21 protein-coding genes and 1 pseudogene are annotated in these 17,799 nt (G+C 65.9%); 12 read left to right on the top strand and 10 right to left on the bottom strand.

Annotated elements, in window-relative coordinates; all coding sequences use genetic code 11:
• The 3 genes from ACRDTL_RS08555 to ACRDTL_RS08545 all read left to right on the top strand — a co-directional run.
• The coding region (locus ACRDTL_RS08555; RefSeq protein ID WP_431506272.1) for an aldehyde dehydrogenase family protein at positions 1-633 on the top strand (633 nt) is incomplete at its 5' end.
• Between the two features lie 113 nt (positions 634-746).
• The gene (locus tag ACRDTL_RS08550) at positions 747-1,607 is read left to right on the top strand and encodes an SDR family oxidoreductase (RefSeq protein ID WP_431506271.1); all 861 of its coding nucleotides are present in this window, start codon (positions 747-749) and stop codon (positions 1,605-1,607) included.
• Between the two features lie 52 nt (positions 1,608-1,659).
• Positions 1,660-2,586, top strand: coding sequence for an NADPH:quinone oxidoreductase family protein (locus ACRDTL_RS08545; RefSeq protein ID WP_431506278.1), 927 nt, complete (start codon positions 1,660-1,662; stop codon positions 2,584-2,586).
• Between the two features lie 60 nt (positions 2,587-2,646).
• Here the strand turns inward: ACRDTL_RS08545 and ACRDTL_RS08540 are convergent, their stop codons facing one another.
• The 4 genes from ACRDTL_RS08540 to ACRDTL_RS08525 all read right to left on the bottom strand — a co-directional run bounded on the left by ACRDTL_RS08540 (position 2,647) and on the right by ACRDTL_RS08525 (position 5,896).
• Positions 2,647-3,288: a PE-PPE domain-containing protein gene (locus tag ACRDTL_RS08540; protein WP_431506277.1), complete on the bottom strand. Its 642-nt coding sequence runs from the start codon at positions 3,286-3,288 to the stop codon at positions 2,647-2,649.
• Between the two features lie 11 nt (positions 3,289-3,299).
• A complete protein-coding gene (locus ACRDTL_RS08535; RefSeq protein ID WP_431506270.1) occupies positions 3,300-3,761 on the bottom strand; it encodes a PE-PPE domain-containing protein in 462 nt (153 codons plus the stop codon).
• Positions 3,762-3,861: 100 nt separating this feature from the next.
• Positions 3,862-4,683 (bottom strand): tyrosine-protein phosphatase, encoded by an 822-nt coding sequence (locus ACRDTL_RS08530; RefSeq protein WP_431506269.1) that lies wholly within the window; start codon positions 4,681-4,683, stop codon positions 3,862-3,864.
• Between the two features lies 1 nt (position 4,684).
• Positions 4,685-5,896 (bottom strand): acyl-CoA dehydrogenase family protein, encoded by a 1,212-nt coding sequence (locus ACRDTL_RS08525; RefSeq protein ID WP_431506276.1) that lies wholly within the window; start codon positions 5,894-5,896, stop codon positions 4,685-4,687.
• A 69-nt stretch (positions 5,897-5,965) separates the two neighbouring features.
• On the opposite strand from ACRDTL_RS08525, the gene ACRDTL_RS08520 reads away from it, so the two are divergent.
• A complete protein-coding gene (locus ACRDTL_RS08520; protein ID WP_431506268.1) occupies positions 5,966-6,427 on the top strand; it encodes a nuclear transport factor 2 family protein in 462 nt (153 codons plus the stop codon).
• 75 nt (positions 6,428-6,502) lie between these two features.
• On the opposite strand, the gene ACRDTL_RS08515 is transcribed toward ACRDTL_RS08520, so the two are convergent.
• Complete coding sequence (locus ACRDTL_RS08515) at positions 6,503-6,892, bottom strand: HicB family toxin-antitoxin system (protein ID WP_431506267.1); 390 nt, start codon at positions 6,890-6,892, stop codon at positions 6,503-6,505.
• A gap of 364 nt (positions 6,893-7,256) precedes the next feature.
• On the opposite strand from ACRDTL_RS08515, the gene ACRDTL_RS08510 reads away from it, so the two are divergent.
• Genes ACRDTL_RS08510 through ACRDTL_RS08500 form a run of 3 tightly spaced genes read left to right on the top strand, consistent with a single transcriptional unit; the run spans position 7,257 to position 10,120 of the window.
• Positions 7,257-8,366, top strand: a complete 1,110-nt coding sequence (locus tag ACRDTL_RS08510) for a Re/Si-specific NAD(P)(+) transhydrogenase subunit alpha (RefSeq protein ID WP_431506266.1) — start codon at positions 7,257-7,259, stop codon at positions 8,364-8,366.
• Between the two features lie 3 nt (positions 8,367-8,369).
• Positions 8,370-8,699, top strand: coding sequence for an NAD(P) transhydrogenase subunit alpha (locus ACRDTL_RS08505; protein WP_431506275.1), 330 nt, complete (start codon positions 8,370-8,372; stop codon positions 8,697-8,699).
• Positions 8,690-10,120, top strand: a complete 1,431-nt coding sequence (locus ACRDTL_RS08500) for an NAD(P)(+) transhydrogenase (Re/Si-specific) subunit beta (RefSeq protein WP_431506274.1) — start codon at positions 8,690-8,692, stop codon at positions 10,118-10,120. The genes ACRDTL_RS08505 and ACRDTL_RS08500 overlap by 10 nt, the downstream gene beginning before the upstream one ends.
• Here ACRDTL_RS08500 and ACRDTL_RS08495 read toward each other — a convergent pair.
• The gene (locus ACRDTL_RS08495) at positions 10,117-10,248 is read right to left on the bottom strand and encodes a hypothetical protein (protein ID WP_431506265.1); all 132 of its coding nucleotides are present in this window, start codon (positions 10,246-10,248) and stop codon (positions 10,117-10,119) included. The two genes, ACRDTL_RS08500 and ACRDTL_RS08495, sit on opposite strands and share 4 nt — an antisense overlap.
• A gap of 148 nt (positions 10,249-10,396) precedes the next feature.
• On the opposite strand from ACRDTL_RS08495, the gene ACRDTL_RS08490 reads away from it, so the two are divergent.
• Together ACRDTL_RS08490 and ACRDTL_RS08485 are read left to right on the top strand one after the other, a co-directional pair.
• The gene (locus ACRDTL_RS08490) at positions 10,397-11,065 is read left to right on the top strand and encodes a TetR family transcriptional regulator (protein ID WP_431506264.1); all 669 of its coding nucleotides are present in this window, start codon (positions 10,397-10,399) and stop codon (positions 11,063-11,065) included.
• A gap of 50 nt (positions 11,066-11,115) precedes the next feature.
• Positions 11,116-11,889: an SDR family oxidoreductase gene (locus ACRDTL_RS08485; RefSeq protein ID WP_431506263.1), complete on the top strand. Its 774-nt coding sequence runs from the start codon at positions 11,116-11,118 to the stop codon at positions 11,887-11,889.
• A gap of 7 nt (positions 11,890-11,896) precedes the next feature.
• On the opposite strand, the gene ACRDTL_RS08480 is transcribed toward ACRDTL_RS08485, so the two are convergent.
• Positions 11,897-12,784, bottom strand: coding sequence for an alpha/beta hydrolase (locus tag ACRDTL_RS08480; RefSeq protein ID WP_431506262.1), 888 nt, complete (start codon positions 12,782-12,784; stop codon positions 11,897-11,899).
• A 61-nt stretch (positions 12,785-12,845) separates the two neighbouring features.
• Between ACRDTL_RS08480 and ACRDTL_RS08475 the strand changes: the two genes are divergently transcribed.
• A complete protein-coding gene (locus tag ACRDTL_RS08475) occupies positions 12,846-14,201 on the top strand; it encodes an FAD-binding oxidoreductase (protein ID WP_431506261.1) in 1,356 nt (451 codons plus the stop codon).
• Here ACRDTL_RS08475 and ACRDTL_RS08470 read toward each other — a convergent pair.
• The gene (locus ACRDTL_RS08470; RefSeq protein ID WP_431506260.1) at positions 14,185-14,709 is read right to left on the bottom strand and encodes a TetR/AcrR family transcriptional regulator; all 525 of its coding nucleotides are present in this window, start codon (positions 14,707-14,709) and stop codon (positions 14,185-14,187) included. The two genes, ACRDTL_RS08475 and ACRDTL_RS08470, sit on opposite strands and share 17 nt — an antisense overlap.
• A gap of 34 nt (positions 14,710-14,743) precedes the next feature.
• Here ACRDTL_RS08470 and ACRDTL_RS08465 point away from each other — a divergent pair.
• A pseudogene (locus ACRDTL_RS08465) lies at positions 14,744-15,055 on the top strand (hypothetical protein); the annotation flags it as partial.
• 160 nt (positions 15,056-15,215) lie between these two features.
• On the opposite strand, the gene ACRDTL_RS08460 reads toward ACRDTL_RS08465, so the two are convergent.
• Positions 15,216-16,022, bottom strand: coding sequence for a thioesterase family protein (locus ACRDTL_RS08460; RefSeq protein WP_431506259.1), 807 nt, complete (start codon positions 16,020-16,022; stop codon positions 15,216-15,218).
• A gap of 111 nt (positions 16,023-16,133) precedes the next feature.
• Here ACRDTL_RS08460 and ACRDTL_RS08455 point away from each other — a divergent pair, with 111 nt between their 5' ends.
• On the top strand, positions 16,134-17,015 hold the full coding sequence (locus ACRDTL_RS08455) for an acyl-CoA thioesterase (protein ID WP_431506258.1): 882 nt from the start codon (positions 16,134-16,136) through the stop codon (positions 17,013-17,015).
• Positions 17,016-17,021: 6 nt separating this feature from the next.
• Here ACRDTL_RS08455 and ACRDTL_RS08450 read toward each other — a convergent pair whose 3' ends face one another.
• Positions 17,022-17,690, bottom strand: a complete 669-nt coding sequence (locus ACRDTL_RS08450; RefSeq protein WP_431506273.1) for a DUF427 domain-containing protein — start codon at positions 17,688-17,690, stop codon at positions 17,022-17,024.
• Positions 17,691-17,799 lie beyond the last annotated feature (109 nt).

Here is a 17,799-nt window from a genome sequence, read left to right as displayed (position 1 = left end):
GCCCCGGACTATGTGCTGGCCGACGCGAAGATCCGCGATGAGCTGGTCGACAAGATCACAGCTGCTGTCACGACGTTCGAGTCCGGCGAGCCGGGCGGAAAACCCATCGTGAACCGGCGGCATTTCGACCGGCTGACCAGCTACCTGGCCGGCACCAAGGGCCGCGTCGCGCTCGGCGGCGGCTCGGATGCGTCTCAGGTGCGGATTCAGCCCACCGTCGTCGTCGACCCCGCTACCGACGAGCCGCTGATGACGGATGAGATCTTCGGCCCGATCCTGCCAGTGGTGACGGTCCAATCCATCGATGACGCAATACGTTTCGTCAACTCGCGACCCAAGCCGTTGGCGGCCTACCTGTTCACCAAGACGCGTGCTGTGCGCGAGCGGGTGATCAAGGAGGTGTCGGCGGGCGGCATGGTGGTCAACCACCTCGTCTTCCACTTCGCCACGGCCAAGCTGCCGTTCGGCGGCGTCGGCGCGTCCGGGATGGGTGCCTACCACGGCCGGTGGGGTTTCGAGGAGTTCAGCCACCGCAAGTCGGTGCTCACCAAGCCGACCCGACCTGATTTAGCGAGCTTCATCTACCCGCCGTACACAGAGCGGGCGCAGAAGTTGGCGCGCCGGCTCTTCTAGCGCCGACCCGACCACCCCGACCGCCCGGCGACGATGCGGGCCGCGCAGCGACCCGACAGGCGTCGGGCAATTGAGCCCGAGAAAGCTGAGCCCGATAAGGAAAGAGGAAACCCATGCCCGGAGTGCAGGATCGCGTCGTCATCGTCACCGGAGCCGGCGGGGGACTGGGTCGCGAATATGCCCTGACCCTCGCGCGGGAAGGCGCCAGCGTCGTCGTCAACGACCTCGGTGGAGCCCGCGACGGCACCGGAGCCGGATCGGCGATGGCCGATCACGTGGTCGCCGAGATCAAAGACGCGGGTGGTCGCGCGGTCGCCAACTACGACAGCGTGGCCAGCGAGGACGATGCGGCGAACATCGTCAAGACGGCACTCGACGAGTTCGGGGCCATACACGGTGTGGTCAGCAACGCCGGGATTCTGCGTGACGGCACTTTCCACAAGATGACGTTCGAGAACTGGGACGCCGTGCTCAAGGTGCACCTCTACGGCGGGTATAACGTGATCCGCGCCGCGTGGCCGCACTTCCGCGAGCAGAGCTACGGCCGGGTGGTCGTCGCCACCTCCACCAGCGGGCTGTTCGGCAACTTCGGCCAGAGCAACTACGGGGCGGCCAAGCTCGGACTGGTCGGCATGATCAACACGCTGGCGCTCGAGGGCGCAAAGTACAACATCAAGGCCAACGCCCTTGCGCCTATTGCCGCGACGCGGATGACCCAGGACATCCTGCCGCCCGAGGTGTTCGAGAAGCTCACGCCCGAGTTCGTGGCGCCGGTGGTGGCCTACCTGTGCACGGAGGAATCGGCTGACACCGGATCGATCTTCATCGTCGGCGGTGGCAAGGTGCAGCGGACTGCGTTGTTCCAGAACGAGGGTGTTACCTTCAAGAATCCGCCGTCGATCGACGACATTGCCGCACAGTGGTCGACGATCGCCGACCTCTCCGGGGCGCAGCAGGCCAAATTCTCATTATAGGGCGCCGTTCATGAAAGCCTGTGTGGTACAAGATTTTTAAGGACCGTCCGGCCTGGTGTACACCGATGTCGACGACGTCAGCGACGGTGACGACGCGGTTGTCATCGACGTCCGTGCCGCCGGTGTGTGCTTTCCGGACCTGCTGCTTAGTAAGGGCGAGTATCAGCTCAAACTACCGCCGCCGTTCATCCCCGGCATGGAGGCCGCGGGCGTGGTGGCCTCGGCGCCGGAAGAATCCGAATTCAAAGTGGGTGACCGGGTCTCGGCGTTCGGCATTCTCGGCGGCTTCGCCGAACAGGTGGTCGCCCCGGTGGCGAACGTGACTCGCAGCCCCGCGGAACTCGACGACGGCGAAGCGGTGTCGCTGCTGGTGAACTACAACACCATGTATTTCGCGCTGACGCGCCGCGCCGCGATGCGGCCGGGTGACACCGTGCTGGTGCTGGGGTCAGCCGGCGGCGTGGGCACCGCGGCGATCCAAGTGGCCAGGGCGATGGGCGCCGGCATGGTCATCGCGATGGTGCACCGCACGGGCGCAACGGAGTTCGTCGAGTCGCTCGGTGCCGACGTGGTGCTGCCGCTGACCGACGGCTGGGCTCAGGCGGTCCGCGAACATACCGACGGTCGGGGCGTGGACATCGTGGTCGATCCTGTCGGCGGGCCGGCGTTCGACGACGCCATCCGGGTGCTGGCCATCGACGGCAAGCTGCTGGTCATCGGTTTCGCCGCGGGCGCGATCCCCACGGTCAAGGTCAACCGGCTGCTGCTACGCAATGTCGGCGTGCTCGGCGTCGCCTGGGGTGAGTACCTGCGCCAGGTGCCCGGTTCGGCCGCGCTGTTCGCATGGGGCCTGGGCCCGCTGGTGTCGCTGGGATTGAAACCGCCACCGCCGCAGCGGTATCCGCTCTCGGAGGGACGTGCCGCGCTGCAGGCCCTGGCCGACGGTGGGGTGCTCGGCAAGCTGGTCCTGGAGCCGTAGCCTTACCCCAGTGAACCGCTGTGCCAGAAACTGGTTCCGGCACAGCGGTTCTTGGGCGGATCAGAACGGGATGAGGCCGGTCAGAGCCCCGAGCCCGAAATCGCCGGCGATGGTCGTGGCCGCATCCAGGAGGACCAACCCTTCAACCCCGCCTGCCAGTGTCAGCAGTCCGGTGTCAGCCGCGACCGGCAGACCGATTGCGTTAATGGGGTTACTGATGTTGTCCAGGAACAGGCTGAGGTCGTAGGCCGGGATGCTGGTCAGCACCGCATTGAGGATGTCTGCTGTCGGCAGCAGCGTGCCATAGGCGGCCGCGGCCGCACTCGAAATGTTGTTAAGGAAGTCCGCCGGCGACGACAGCAGAGCCGTCGGGTCGGACAACATGGCGGCCATTCCCGATGGGCCAATGGTCAGCGACATCAGCAAGTTTCCAGAGGTGAGGTCGCCGATGAACTTGGTGATCCCATCCTGGGTGCCGCTGACCAGAAGCGGCGGCAGCTTTTCGAAGTCGCTGAGGCTGGGGAACAACCCGAACTGGGTGGGGACGTTCGCCGGAGCGGTCGACCAGCCGAAGTTGGGGTCGCCGTAGCCCAAATTCACGATCGGCTTCAGGTCGGGCTGGACCAGGTCGGCAAGTGGGGTCCCGACGACGGGGACGGCGCGCAAGGGATCCAGCAGCGGCAGGTTGTTGACCGGAATCATCACGTAGTTCGTCAGGCTGTCCGTGGCGCCTGGCTGACCGAGCCATCCAATACAACAGGCGTTCCAATGCCCCCGGCCGGCCCGCCTTCCGGATAGGTGCCGTGCACGAACTCGATGCCCGCAACGGCGTTGAGGTCCGACAAGAAATTAATCGGGTAGCGCGGGAAGTCCGCGAAGCCGTCGTATTCGAGCGAGTAGATGGTGGTCGGGAAGTCGTTGGCCGGAGTCGCGCCGTAGAAATTCAGACCCAGACTCGGATCCTGAAAACCCTCAAATCGTTCCAGAACCCCGCCGTTGGGATTCATCGGATCGCCGATCAGCACGAAAGATAAGGGCAAATCACTCGGCGTGCCGGCAGGGTCGAGCTGCTCCATCTCCAGCGAGGAGATGAGGGTGCTCTGCGAGTAGCCGAAAACGCCGACCGAGTGTCCAGCATCGAGTTGCGGGCGAATCAGGTTTTTCTTCGGAAGCACTCAGTTGCAGCTCTCGCCGCTCTCAGGTTTCCGCACCGTCCGTGTTCAGCGCTGAGCGCCGCGAGATCGGCACTGGTCGTCGGCCGCACGCCCGCTGAATTCAGCCCAAAAGCGCGCCGCGCATCCTGTCCACGTCGGCCTCGGTGATCTCCGCGCTGCGCAGGTAACCCTCGAGCGAACCGTAGTTTTCATCGATGGTCCGCCGCGCCGCGTCCAGGTATTCCTCGCGGACACCGAGGACTTCGTCGGACAGCCGCGCCTCGGTGAACGTCATCACCTCAGGGGTCAATTCGGTGTCCGAACGCTGCTGGATCATCTCCAGAATCCGGGCCCGCAATTGCGGGGCGGCCTGGTTGCTGCGCAGAAAATCCGCCAGGATGGCATCCCGGTCGACGCCGATGGTTTCCAGCACCAGCGCGACCATGAACCCCGTGCGGTCCTTACCCGCGAAGCAGTGCGCCAGCACCGTGCGTCCCGTGCCCAGCAGCGTGACGACCCGGTGCAGCGCGCGCTGCGCACCGCTGTAGGTGGGAAATCTGCGGTATTCGTCGACCATGTAGCGGGTGGACGCTTCGTTGACCGATTCGTCGCCGGGCTTGTCCGCCATCAGTTTCCTGAAAGCATGCTCATGCGGGGCCTCGCCGTCGGAGCCGGCCTCATCGGCGGCGAGGTCGGGGATGGGCACCAGGTGGATGTCCACACCGTCGGGAACCCGGCCGGGTCCGCGACGCTGGACCTCGCGGGGCGAGCGCAGGTCGGCGACATCGGTGATGCCCAACCGGCGCAACACGTCACGGCCGTCGTCGTCGAGTCGGCTCAGTTCACCGGAACGGAACAGTCGCCCCGGTTGCAGCACGCCGGCGCTATCCGCAACGTCGCGAAAGTTCCAGGCCCCCTGTAGATCCCGCACAACTGCCGCCATCTCAGGTGACCGCCGCAGCAAAAGCGCTTTTCTCCCGGCCGATCTCGGCGCGTGCGATGGTCCGCAAGTGCACCTCGTCGGGTCCGTCGAAGATCCGCATCGCGCGATGCCAGCCATAGAGCCGGGCCAGCGGGGTGTCGTCGCTGACCCCGGCGGCGCCGTGGACCTGGATGGCGCGGTCGATGACATCGCAGGCCACCTGCGGGGCCACCGCCTTGATCTGCGAGACAAGCAGGTGGGCGGCCTTGTTGCCGTGCTGGTCGATGGTCCACGCCGCTTTCTCGCATAGCAGCCTGGCTTGGTCGATTTCGTTGCGGGACTTGGCGATTGACTGCTGAACAACGCCCTGCTCGGCCAGCGGGCGGCCGAACGCCACCCGGTTGCGGGCGCGATTCGCCATCAGCGCCAGCGCGCGTTCGGCTGCGCCCAGGGCACGCATGCAGTGATGGATGCGGCCGGGCCCCAGCCGGGCCTGGGCGATCGCGAAACCGCTGCCCTCTTCACCGAGCAGATTGGCGGCAGGCACCCGGACGTTGTCGTAGATGACCTCGCAGTGCCCGTGTTGGCCCTGCCAGCCGAACACCGGTGTCGAGCGGATGATGGTCACGCCCGCGCTGTCGACCGGGACCAGGATCATCGACTGCTGTTGGTGGCTGGCCGCGTCGGGGTTGGTGCGGCCCATCACGATGAGCACCTTGCAGCGCGGGTCCGCCGCGCCCGACGTCCACCATTTGCGGCCGTTGATGACGTAATCGCCGCCGTCGCGGGCGATGGTGGTTTCGATGTTGCGGGCGTCGCTGCTGGCGACAGCCGGCTCGGTCATCGAGAACGCGCTGCGGATCTCGCCGTCGAGCAACGGCTGCAGCCACTGCTTGCGCTGCTGCTCGGTGCCGAACATGTGCAGGATCTCCATGTTGCCGGTGTCTGGCGCGGCGCAGTTCAGCGCCTCGGGCGCGATCTCCATGCTCCAGCCGGTCAGCTCGGCCAATGGCGCGTAGTCCAGGTTGGTCAAACCCGACTCGGCGGGCAGGAACAGGTTCCACAGGCCGCGCTCTTTGGCCGTGGCCTTCAGGTCCTCGACGACCGGCGGCAGGGTGTGGTCGTGCGGGCCGGCTTCGTGGCGGTAGCGGTCATATTCGGCCTCGGCGCCGAAGACGTACTCGGTCATGAAGTCGGACAGCCGCTTGTGGTAGTCGCTCGCCTTGGCCGACATCGCAAAGTCCATGCCCGTCACGATAAGCCACCGCGGGTAAGCCGCAGGCGCGGGAGCAGGATGGACGTCATGACCGAGACCAGCCCGCCGCTGCCACCGTTCACGCTCGAGACGGCGACCCAGAAGGTTCAGGCGGCCGAGGATGCCTGGAACACCCGCGACCCGGATCGCGTCAGCCGGGCCTACACCGTCGACTCGCACTGGCGTAACCGCGACCTGCACATCGTCGGGCGTGCGGAGATCGTGGAGTTTTTGACCCGGAAATGGCAGATCGAGCAGGACTACGTGCTACGCAAGAGCCTGTGGAGTTTCGGGGACAACCGGATCGCCGTGCGGTTCCAATACGAGTCGCACGACGACGCCGGCCGGTGGTACCGCAGCTACGGCAACGAGTTGTGGGAGTTCACCGAGGCCGGCCTGATGTCGCGGCGAGAAGCCAGCATCAACGACGTCGCGATCGACGAATCCGAGCGGCGCTACTTCGGACCTCGCCCGCCCGCGGAGTACGGCCAAGACCTCCCGCTGTGGTGACTAAGGGGTGCTCGTGCCGCGAAGGTCGCGCAGAACGCCGCCGCTTCGTGGAATGCCAAATCTTCCTAACGGCACCTACCGTTCTCTGGCGAGTTGACTAACGCGTTGGGGCGATACGTGTAGGAGCGCCGCTGCGTCACGGACGGGGACGCCGGCCTTTGCTAAGGCGTGGGCGTAGTCGGCAACGTCGCGTTGCGCTACCTCGTTGGCGTGCACCGCGACGCGACGCCCCGCTTCGATTTCACGGGCGCGCGCGGCGATGTCACCGAGTTCGGGGACTTCGATGCTGGTGATGTGCACGCCGATGTCGGTGAGTGGAGTGTCGGTGCTGATGGCGATGAGGCTTCGGGCCATGTCTTCAATTTCGCTGATGCGGCGCGCTTGGGTGAGTTGGCCTATTTCGGGCACGTGGATCATCCACCAGCGACCATCGCGGCTGACGTCGACTTTGTAGTCGTGCATCACTTTCCCTTGCTTTCGTCGATGGCGTTGTTGATCTTGCGGACCACGCCGGGGCTGATCATCCGGTGGCTGTCTGGAACCGGCCTTCAACCGTTTGATGACTGACCTGGTCGGTTCCTCTTTGATTCCACCAATCTAGTCTAGCGAGCTAGACTGTTTCTAGTCAAGGACGCTAGACAATAAAGTCTGCAGGTCAACCCGAACTTATCCGCTGCCTGCGACAGCCCGGCTTGCATATGCGAGCGCAGGCGATGGTAAGCCGGGGTGTATCACGGCGCTGGGAGTAGAGCCGGGCAGTCAGGTTAGGGTGAGGGCCGGTCCAACGGGGTCACAGGCCTGAAAAGTACAGAAAGTAGATGTACGCGCCATGACAGATACGCAGACGACAGTGGGGGTGGTCGCCGAGTCCGGGTCCGACGAACGACGGGTCGCGCTGGTGCCCAAGGCGGTCGCGCCGCTGGTGAAAAGCGGGGTCGCGGTCGTGGTCGAGTCGGGTGCGGGCGAGCGTGCGCTGCTTCCCGACGAGCTCTACACGGAGGCGGGCGCCACCATCGGTGATGCCTGGGCGGCCGCGATCGTCGTCAAGGTCGCGCCGCCGACCGCCGAGGAGGTTGGTCGGCTGCGCCGCGGGCAGACCTTGATCGGGTTTTTGGCGCCCCGCGACGCCGACAATTCGATCGGCGCCCTGACAGAGGCCGGCATACAGGCGTTCGCCCTGGAGGCGATCCCGCGGATATCCCGGGCCCAGGTGATGGACGCGTTGTCGTCACAGGCGAACGTGGCCGGGTATAAGGCTGTGCTGTTGGCGGCCTGCGAGTCGACCCGGTTCTTCCCGATGCTGACCACCGCGGCGGGCACGGTGAAGCCGGCCACCGTGCTGGTGCTCGGCGTTGGCGTGGCCGGGCTGCAGGCGTTGGCGACGGCCAAACGGTTGGGCGGGCGCACGTCGGGCTACGACGTGCGTCCGGAGGTCGCCGATCAGGTCCGGTCGGTGGGCGCCCAATGGCTCGAGCCCGGGATTTCGGAAAAGATCTCAGCTTCCGGTGAGGGCGGGTACGCGCGTGAGCTCACCGACGACGAACGCGCGCAGCAACAGAAAGCGTTGGAGGAGGCGATCACTGGGTTCGACGTGGTGATCACCACCGCACTCGTCCCGGGCCGCCAGGCGCCGCGGCTGGTGACCGCCGCCGCGGTGGAGGGAATGAAACCGGGCAGTGTGGTCGTCGACCTGGCCGGGGAGGCCGGTGGCAACTGTGAGCTGACCGAACCGGGCCAAACCGTCGTCAAGCACGACGTCACCATCGCCGCACCGCTCAACCTGCCGGCGACGATGCCCGAACATGCCAGCGAGCTCTACAGCAAGAACATCACTGCGCTGCTGGAGTTGCTGATCAAAGACGGCAAGCTGGCCCCGGATTTCGACGACGAGGTCGTCGCTGCGGCGTGTGTGACCCGGATAGCTGGAGAGGACAGCTAGATGTTGTACGACGAAGTATTGGCCAACCTGGCGATCCTGGTGCTTTCCGGGTTCATCGGCTTCGCCGTGATCTCCAAAGTGCCCAACACGCTGCACACCCCGTTGATGTCGGGCACCAACGCGATTCACGGCATCGTCGTGCTCGGTGCGCTGCTGCTGCTCGGACGAATCGAGCACCCGTCGCTGGCGCTGCAGATCATCCTGTTCGTCGCGCTGGTGTTCGGCACCCTGAACGTCATCGGCGGGTTCATCGTCACCGACCGGATGCTGGGCATGTTCAAGGGCAAAAAGCCCACGCCTGCGAAGCCGGAGACGGACCGGCAATCCCGATGAACTATCTGGTCACGATCCTCTACATCATCGGGTTTGCGCTGTTCATCTACGGGATGATGGGCCTGACCGGACCCAGGACCGCGGTGCGCGGCAACTGGATTGCTGCGGTCGGCATGGCCATCGCTGTGGCGGCCACCCTGGCTTTCATCCGCCACACCACCCACTGGCCGCTGATCATCGCCGGTCTGATTCTCGGTGTCGTGCTCGGTGTCCCGCCGGCGCGGCTGACCAAGATGACTGCGATGCCGCAACTGGTGGCGTTCTTCAACGGGGTTGGTGGTGGCACGGTGGCGTTGATCGCGCTGTCGGAATTCATTGACACCACTGGGTTTTCGGACTTCCAACACGGCGAGTCGCCGACGGTCCACGTCGTGGTGGCGTCGCTGTTCGCGGCGATCATCGGCTCGATCTCGTTCTGGGGATCGTCCATCGCGTTCGGCAAGCTTCAGGAGATCATCTCCGGCCGGCCGATCGGTATCGGCAAGGCACAGCAGCCGCTGAACGTGTTGCTGTTGGTCGGGGCCGTCGTCTGCGCGGTGGTCATCGGGTTGCACGCCCATCCGGGCAGTGGCGGGGTGTCGTTGTGGTGGATGGTCGGCCTGTTGGCCGCCGCCGCTGTGCTGGGCCTGAGGGTGGTGCTGCCGATCGGCGGCGCCGACATGCCGGTGGTCATTTCACTGCTGAATGCGATGACCGGGCTGTCCGCGGCGGCGGCCGGCCTGGCGCTGAACAACACCGCGATGATCGTCGCCGGCATGATCGTCGGCGCGTCCGGCTCGATCCTGACCAACCTGATGGCCAAGGCGATGAACCGCTCCATCCCCGCGATCGTCATGGGCGGGTTCGGCGGTGGCGGGGTGGCCCCGGGTGGGGGCGACGACGGCGACAAGCATGTCAAGTCCACCTCAGCGGCCGATGCCGCCATCCAGATGGCCTACGCCAACCAGGTGATCGTGGTGCCCGGTTACGGGTTGGCGGTCGCGCAGGCGCAGCATGCCGTCAAGGACATGGCCACCTTGCTGGAGTCACGCGGGGTGCCGGTGAAATACGCGATTCACCCGGTGGCCGGCCGGATGCCCGGCCACATGAATGTGCTGCTGGCCGAGGCCGAAGTCGACTACGACGCGATGAAAGACATGGACGACATCAACGACGAGTTCGCCCGCACCGACGTCACCCTGGTCATCGGCGCCAACGACGTCACCAATCCGGCGGCCCGCAACGAAGCGTCCAGTCCGATCTATGGCATGCCGATCCTCAACGTGGACAAGTCGAAGTCGGTGATCGTGCTCAAGCGGTCGATGAACTCCGGGTTCGCGGGCATCGACAACCCACTGTTCTATGCCGAGGGCACCACCCTGCTGTTCGGTGACGCCAAGAAGTCGGTATCGGCGGTGACGGAGGAACTTAAAGCGCTTTAGACGGGCGGATACGCCTGTGGCGGGTAGCCGTTACCGTCCACGACGCCACGCAGGCCCCAGGTCAAGTAATTCATGTAAAATTCGATCTCGTCGGAAGCGTCGTAGTCCGGATTCGGATCAAAATTCATCTGACCACCTCTTCGAGTCGCGACCTACCTGATCCAGCAGTGTAGCCGCATCCACCAACGCCGCGACAGTGAACATCCGGCTTGCCTAGACTTCCAACTAGTTGATTGATACCGGGACGTGCATCCGGCCGGCTGATAGTGAGTAGACATGCCATCCGAGAATGGGCTCTCGCGCCGCGAGGAGCTACTGACCGTTGCCACCAAGCTGTTTGCCGCGCGCGGTTATCACGGCACCCGGATGGACGACGTCGCCGACGTGGTCGGGCTGAACAAGGCGACCGTGTACCACTACTACGCCAGCAAGTCGCTGATCCTCTACGACATCTATCAGCAGGCCGCCGAGCGCACCCTGGCCGCGGTGCACGATGATCCGTCGATGTCGGCGCGCGAGGCGCTGTACCAGTACACGGTGCGACTGCTCAATCAGATTGCCGCCAATCCCGAAGGCGCGGCGGTGTACTTCCAAGAGCAGCCCTACATCACCGAGTGGTTCACCGAGGAGCAGGTCGCGGCGATACGCGAGAAGGAAACCCAGGTCTATGAACACGTGCATGGTCTGATCGACCGGGGCATCGCCAGCGGTGAATTCTATGAGTGCGACTCGCACGTCCTGGCGCTGGGCTATATCGGGATGACGCTCGGCGCCTACCGGTGGTTGCGGCCGAGTGGACGGCGCACGGCCAAGGAGATCGCCGCCGAATTCAGCACCGCGCTGCTGCGCGGGTTGATTCGCGACGAGGCGATCCGCCGGGACTCGCCGTTGGGAGTCAGAACCGCAATCGGTACGGCCGGGCTTCTAAACAAGCACAGTTCCTGATCGCGGGGGTCGGCGCGCGCCGCTGACGGCCAACCCCCAGACTGGTTGCCATGACTGACTTGTTCCGGCTCGACGGAAAGGTCGCCGTGGTCACCGGTGGCGGCCGTGGCATCGGTGTGATGATGGCACGGGGGTTGCTGCAGGCCGGTGCAACGGTGTACCTGTGCAGCCGCAAAGAAGCCGAGCTCGACGCCGCGGTCGCCGAATTGTCCGGTCACGGTCCGGTCCATGCCATACCCGCCGATCTCGGCACCGCCGAAGGCGCACAGACGCTGACCGCAGGCCTGGCCAGTCGGGAGGACGCGATCCATGCGCTGTTCAACAACGCCGGCGCGGCATGGGGGGCACCGTTTCGCGAGTTTCCCGAATCCGGCTTCGACAAAGTGTTCAACGTCAACGTCAAAGGGCTGTTCCTGCTGACGCGGGCGTTGGCTCCGATGCTCACCGCGGGCGCGACCGACGACGACCCGGCGCGGGTGATCAACACCGGCAGCGTCGACGGCCTCGTCCCGCCGGAGCGGGGCAGGGACAACTTCTCTTACAGCGCCAGTAAGGCCGCCGTGCACATGCTGACCCAGCACCTGGCCGGTGAGCTGGCGCCGCGGATTCTGGTCAATGCGATCGCGCCGGGGCTGTTTGCGTCCCGGATGACCAAGGAGTTGCTCAGAGCCGGACCGGACGAGGTGGGCAGGTTAATGCCGCTGGGCCGTATTGGCCGACCCGACGACATGGCGGGTATCGCGGTGTTTCTGGCCAGCCGCGCCAGCTGCTATATCACCGGTGCGGTGATTCCGGTCGACGGCGGCGTGAGCGTCATCCGTTGACCTGTAGTCAGCCGGCCTTCAGATGCTTGTCGAGGAACGCGATCTGGTCGGCGACGACGCGCTCGAACGCGTCATCCACATAGATCGCGAAATGCCCTTCCGGATATACGTTGATCTCACCGCGAGGCGCTTGGGCGGCGTAGCGCAGCGTGGGGCCGGCCGGGGCCACCGAATCGGTTTCGCACACGCAGAACAGGATGGGGCAGGGAACTTTCGCCGCGAGCCGGCCCGGACGATAGGTAAGGATCGTCACGCCGATCCGGGCCGCAACCTGGTTGGACACCTGCGCCCCCTCGGGCATCAGCCGCAGATAGCCGGGGTATGCGTCGGGTGCGGTCATCAGCGCGACCTCGCCGGGGTTGCCGGAGGTGGGAACCATTACCGGAGGCTTGCCCAGCCGGGCCGCGACCAGGTCACGGACCGCCAGCGCGGTGATGCGCGCGGCGATCAGCGGATTGAGTGCCCGCACCGAGGCGATGCCGTCGGTGAACGGGCATTGTGCGACGACGGCCGCGATGCCGGGCAGCCGCGCCGCGGTGGCGATCACATGTCCGCCACCAAACGATGTGCCCCACAAGCCGATTCGGTCATGGTCGATGCCGTGCAGGGTGCGGGCATAGGCCACCGCAGCAATCCAGTCCTGCAATTGCATCCCGACGTCGAGCAGCTGCCGCGGCTGGCCCTCGCTGTCACCGAAGTTGCGGTAGTCGAACACCAGACACGCGTAGCCGGCCGCGCGGAACCGCTCGGCGTAGGCATCTAGCCGCATGGTGCGCACCGCGCCCAGCCCGTGGGCCATCACCAGCAGCGGCGCGTCGCCGCCGCCCTCGGGCCGGTAAAGCCAGGCGCTGATCCGGTCATGACCGGAGTTGAACCAGACGTCCTCACGTTGCACCGCTGCCTCCTCAGCCCGGGGCCGTTGACCGGATCATCTTGCATCGTGCTACACCGACCCCATGACCGTTCCGCGGAGTCTGGTGTCGGTGGTGGGATCCCGTCATGTCAGCACCGACCCGGACGTGCTGGCCGGGCGCAGCGTCGATCACACCGGCCGCTATCGCGGTCAAGCCAGCGCGCTGGTGCGGCCCGGCTCGGCCGACGAAGTGGCCGAGGTGCTGGGGGTATGCCGGGGCGCCGGGGCACATGTCACTATCCAGGGCGGCCGCACCTCGCTGGTAGCCGGCACCGTCCCCGAACATGACGATGTGCTGCTGTCCACCGAACGACTCTGCGCTGTCGGCGACGTCGACACCGCCGAGCGCCGCATCCAAGTCGGCGCCGGCGCCACACTGGCTGCGGTACAGCGCGCTGCGATCGCCGCCGGCCTGCTGTTCGGTGTCGATCTGTCCGCGCGGGACACGGCGACCGCCGGCGGCATGGCAGCGACCAACGCCGGAGGCCTGCGCACCGTGCGCTACGGCAACATGGGCGAACAGGTCGTCGGTCTGGACGTCGCACTGCCGGACGGCTCGCTGGTGCACCGGCACAGCCGGGTGCGCGCCGACAACACCGGCTACGACCTTCCGGCGCTGTTCGTCGGCGCCGAAGGCACGCTGGGCGTCATCACCGCGCTGGATTTGCGGCTACATCCCAATCCGTCGCATCGGGTGACCGCGGTGTGCGGGTTCGCCGAACTCGACGCGCTGGTCGACGCCGGTCGGCTCTTCCGCGACCTCGACGGGATCGCCGCGCTGGAATTGATCGACGCCCGGGCCAGCGCACTGACCGGCGAGCAGTTGGGCGTACCGGCACCGGTGGACGGCGACTGGCTACTGCTGGTGGAACTGGCGTCCGACCATGACCAGACCGAGCGGCTCGCCGACGCGCTGGCTGACGTCGTGATGTGCAGCGAGCCCGCGGTCGGCGTCGACCCGGCTGCGCAGCAGCGGCTATGGCGGGTGCGGGAATCGCTGGCCGACGTACTCGGCATTTACGGGCCGCCGCTGAAGTTCGACGTCTCACTTCCGTTGGCAGCGGTCGCGGGATTCGCCGCCGATGCCACCGCGCTGGCTCGCCGGCACGCCGCCGAAGCGCTTCCGGTGTTGTTCGGGCACATCGGCGAGGGCAACCTGCACCTCAACGTGCTGCGTTGCGGCGCCGACGAAGAGCGCAAGCTGTATGCGGCGATGATGGATGTGATCGCCGGCTGCGGCGGCAATGTCAGTTCAGAACACGGGGTCGGCAGCCGGAAACGCGAGTATGTCGGCATGTCGCGGGAGCCGGCCGACATCGCGGCGATGCGGACGATCAAGTCGGCTCTTGACCCGACGGGTTACCTCAACGCGGCAGTGCTGTTCACCCCCGGCGCGTGATTCCCACCGCGTGCCGCAGCTGGGACAGAAACTGGTCAGCATCATCGCTTCGCACGATGTAATGCGATATCGCCACCCGGATCGCCGTCGCGGCTTTCACCGCGCCGCCGGGCCCGGGCATCAGCCGTTCCAGCCCCGCCCGCATGATCGGTATGACCCGCGAGAACTCGGCGATAACGTACTCGGGCTCGATGTCGACCATGCGGACACCGGTGTAGGAGTGCTGGTACTCAACGATGAACCGCAGTGCGGCGTCGAGCTTTTCCACGCCCTTGAGCCCCGCTGTGGCCTTGACCAGGCCGCTGTCGAACGCCTGTCGCTCATAGCGCGAGAACGCTGCCAGCAGTTCCTCTTTCGACGGAAACCAGCGGTACAGCGTCGGACGGGACACGCCGGCCTGGATCGCGACATCGGACAGGCTGAGCTTCCGCTTGCCGTTGCGACTGAGCACCTCGGCGGTTGCCGTAAGGATTCGGTGCCGGGTCGAGGTGTCACCCCCGGTCGTCATGCTCACATCCGAACCTTTACAAAATTACGCTTGAGTGTCACGCTGTGTTCGTGCCACCGTCGACGGCCATCCTCCACCAGATTCTAGCCATGAGCACCCGGAACATCGCGGCAGATCGGTGCCCGCTCTGAGCCGGTCCAGGGCGGTCGTGATCACCGCACCGTCGTCGCGGGCAGCCCTGGCGACCGCCGCGCGATTGGCGCGCCGCGGCGATCTGGTGGTGCTGGGCGCCCGGCGGGTAGACATCTGCGAGCGGCTCGCGGCGCGGCTGCGGGCCGACGGCGGGGCGGTCTTCGCCGCCTATCTGGATCTCGCCGACACTGCGTCGATCGACCGTTTCGTCGAGTCCGCGCGCTACCTTGTCGGCGGAGTCGACGTGCTGGTCACCGACGCGGGCCTCACCGCCGGTTCTCGGGTCGGCGTCCGGCGTCTTGCCACCCAACTGAGCGCCGCCACGGAGCACACCCGCCTGCGACTCGTCGAACTCGTGGCCTACGCGCCGGAGGCTAACGCCGGCGCACCAGTACTGACTGCGCAATGCTGCCGACCGCTCCGCGTTCGTCGAACAGCGTGCCGACCGTCGTTCCGATGCCATCGGGCCCGTAGTTGGTCTCCGCGCGGATTCCGATCCACCGCCCGTCCGGAATGCGGTGCACGTGGACGACGAGGTCGGTGTTGAGGAACGTCCACTTGCGGATGTCGAGTTTGGCGCCGATTCCGTTGGCGTCGTCGGCCACCGCGAACAGACGCTCCAACTGGCTCATCGCCTCGCCCTTGACGAGGTCGACCGTCGGGCTGATCCAGGATTCTCCCGGGCCTTCGTTCAGAGGCTCGGTCAGCCACCGCCAGTCCAGGCTGTGCACATAGTTGGGGTCAAAGTTCTTTTCGAGGTTGCGGTTGCGCGCTTCACTGAGCGGGGCAAGCGGCGGAGCGGCCACGTGGACCACGTTATAGGTGTCGAGTTGCTGCAACCGCCATCCGCTGGCCCGGGCCACCGGCCGCGGCTGACCCTCGGGTCCGAGCGCCATCATCTCGGCGCTGACCAATTCGATCTGCCTGCCGACGCGGTCGAGTTGAGAACGAACCCAGAAGTCACCCTCGGCCGGAACAGGACCCAACAGGTCGATGACGACTCTGCTGAGTCGGGTGTCGTCGCGCCGGGCACGGCGTTCGAGTGCTCGCACCAGCAGCGCCGATACCGGCGCAGCGTGCTGGATCGCCGCCGACCAAGTGCTGCGCACCAGGTCGGTGGCGATGAACTTCTCACCCACCGGGTCGGTGTCGTCGATCAGTTCGTAGTAAGAGTCGGTCACGAGTCACCTTTCGGGGCAGGCCGGCAATTCCCAATCTCGTCCCTTTCCACCGGGTCGACGGCCTTGCCGGTCAGCTTTACATATATGTCCGAAAGCGTCACGCTGTAGGTCATGACTACCGATGCTGATCAGACCCAATGGTCGGTGAGCGGACTGCTCGAGTTGTTCGACGCGCGGCCCGACGGTACCAACCGGTTCACCGCCGACACCGGGCTTGCGGGCGCGGACGAGCGGCAGGTAGTCGAAGGTACACAGGTACTCGCGCAGGCGATTGTCGCTGCGGCCAAACGGTTTCCGGAAAAATCTCTGCGCTCGGCGCACGCGGTGTTCGCCCGGGCCATCATGGTGGGTCCGCCGGTCGAGTTGGAAGTCGACGTCGTGCACGAGGGCCGGTCCACCGCCACCGCGGTGGTGTCGGCCATCCAGAACGGCCGGCGCTGCGTGACCGTGACCGTTTTGGCCGATGCCCCGTCGCCCGACGTGATCCGCCACCACTTCCCGCGGCCCGATGTCGCTCCGCCGGGCGAAGCCCACGTGTCGCCGATGCCGATGGTCGGGCGCGAACTGCGGTTGGTCGACGTCGTCGACGTCAACAGTCCCGACGAGGTGGGGCCGCCGGAGTTGTACGCCTGGCTGCACTACGACCCGATCCCGACCCGCGACGAGCTAGCCAAGGCATTGGTCTCCTATTTCACCGGCCACCTGGGCATCTCAACTACGATGCGGGCACACGCCGGGATCGGAACCAGCCAGTCGCATCTGACGGTGTCCACTGCGCCGATGACGCTCACGGTCAGCTTCCATGAGCCGGTGCGCTGGGACGGCTGGCTGCTGTACAGCCACGAAAGCATGCAGGCCGGCGCCGGTATGTCATATGTGCGCGGGCACGTGCACACCGAGGAAGGCGAACTGCTCGCGTCGTTTGTCCAGGAGGCGTTGATCCGTCCCATGCGGCAAACCGACACCGCGATCGGTGTCGAGTCGCGGTTGTAGCTATTCCTATGTGACGGACGGAAGTTCGGCCACGACGTCTGCCCGCGTCGCGTCGAAGCTGAGAAATCCCTTGATCGGCAAACTCTCCGGCGGCGGGTCCGGGTAGCTCCAGGCAACGTCGTCGACGACGGTGCCGCCGATGACCGCCGCCCAGTACGACGCCGGCCCCTTGTAGTTGCAGTAGGTCGACGTGTCGGTGCGCCGCAGCAGATCGGTGCGGACCAGGGACGGGTCGACATAGAGCCGGGGTTCCAGTGCGGTCTCGAACACGATCACCGTGTCGTCGGTGTCCACCAGCGTCGTACCGGTGACGTCGACGCACAACCGGCGCCGTGTCGGGCGGCAGTCCACGCGGTGATACGGATTCGGTGGGTAGTGCACGAGCTTGCGGCCTTCTTCGAGCCAGGCATCGACCGCATCCCAGGGCACCACGACGTAGCCGGGCGCCTCGGGCTCGGGTTCGTTGGGCAGCCCGTCGACCTCGTTGGCCGGAAACGCATACGACAGCGGCCGATTGCGGCGGTGCACCAACAGCGCCCGCTCGGTGTCGATGACCGTGCGGCCTTGGCGGATGGCCTGGACGCGACGCGGATGCGGCTCGACGTATACCAGGTCGTCGGGCAAGGGCGACGAGAACCGACCGGCAGGATCGGGGCTTAGCCTCGATCCACGGATGAATTGACGGTGGTTCGGGTGTCGGTATGAGGAAAGTGCCTTCTGAGCTGGGATGATTGGAGTTTCCACACAACAATCTGACCCGACGAGAAAGGCACTTCCGGTGCAA

It is taken from the genome of Mycobacterium sp. (assembly GCF_050700595.1).
Taxonomy (GTDB): domain Bacteria; phylum Actinomycetota; class Actinomycetes; order Mycobacteriales; family Mycobacteriaceae; genus Mycobacterium.
The sequence above is the reverse complement of the archived record's forward strand: the minus strand, read 5'-3'. Positions and strand labels throughout refer to the sequence as shown.

Excerpts from the sequence above, each read along its gene's own strand:
- ACRDTL_RS08550 (WP_431506271.1), top strand. The coding sequence starts at position 747 with ATGCCCGGAGTGCAGGATCGCGTCGTCATCGTCACCGGAGCCGGCGGG.
- ACRDTL_RS08540 (WP_431506277.1), bottom strand. The coding sequence starts at position 3,288 with ATGATTCCGGTCAACAACCTGCCGCTGCTGGATCCCTTGCGCGCCGTC.
- ACRDTL_RS08530 (WP_431506269.1), bottom strand. The coding sequence starts at position 4,683 with ATGGCGGCAGTTGTGCGGGATCTACAGGGGGCCTGGAACTTTCGCGAC.
- ACRDTL_RS08525 (WP_431506276.1), bottom strand. The coding sequence starts at position 5,896 with ATGTCGGCCAAGGCGAGCGACTACCACAAGCGGCTGTCCGACTTCATG.
- ACRDTL_RS08520 (WP_431506268.1), top strand. The coding sequence starts at position 5,966 with ATGACCGAGACCAGCCCGCCGCTGCCACCGTTCACGCTCGAGACGGCG.
- ACRDTL_RS08510 (WP_431506266.1), top strand. The coding sequence starts at position 7,257 with ATGACAGATACGCAGACGACAGTGGGGGTGGTCGCCGAGTCCGGGTCC.
- ACRDTL_RS08495 (WP_431506265.1), bottom strand. The coding sequence starts at position 10,248 with ATGAATTTTGATCCGAATCCGGACTACGACGCTTCCGACGAGATCGAA.
- ACRDTL_RS08490 (WP_431506264.1), top strand. The coding sequence starts at position 10,397 with ATGCCATCCGAGAATGGGCTCTCGCGCCGCGAGGAGCTACTGACCGTT.
- ACRDTL_RS08485 (WP_431506263.1), top strand. The coding sequence starts at position 11,116 with ATGACTGACTTGTTCCGGCTCGACGGAAAGGTCGCCGTGGTCACCGGT.
- ACRDTL_RS08475 (WP_431506261.1), top strand. The coding sequence starts at position 12,846 with ATGACCGTTCCGCGGAGTCTGGTGTCGGTGGTGGGATCCCGTCATGTC.
- ACRDTL_RS08470 (WP_431506260.1), bottom strand. The coding sequence starts at position 14,709 with ATGACGACCGGGGGTGACACCTCGACCCGGCACCGAATCCTTACGGCA.
- ACRDTL_RS08455 (WP_431506258.1), top strand. The coding sequence starts at position 16,134 with ATGACTACCGATGCTGATCAGACCCAATGGTCGGTGAGCGGACTGCTC.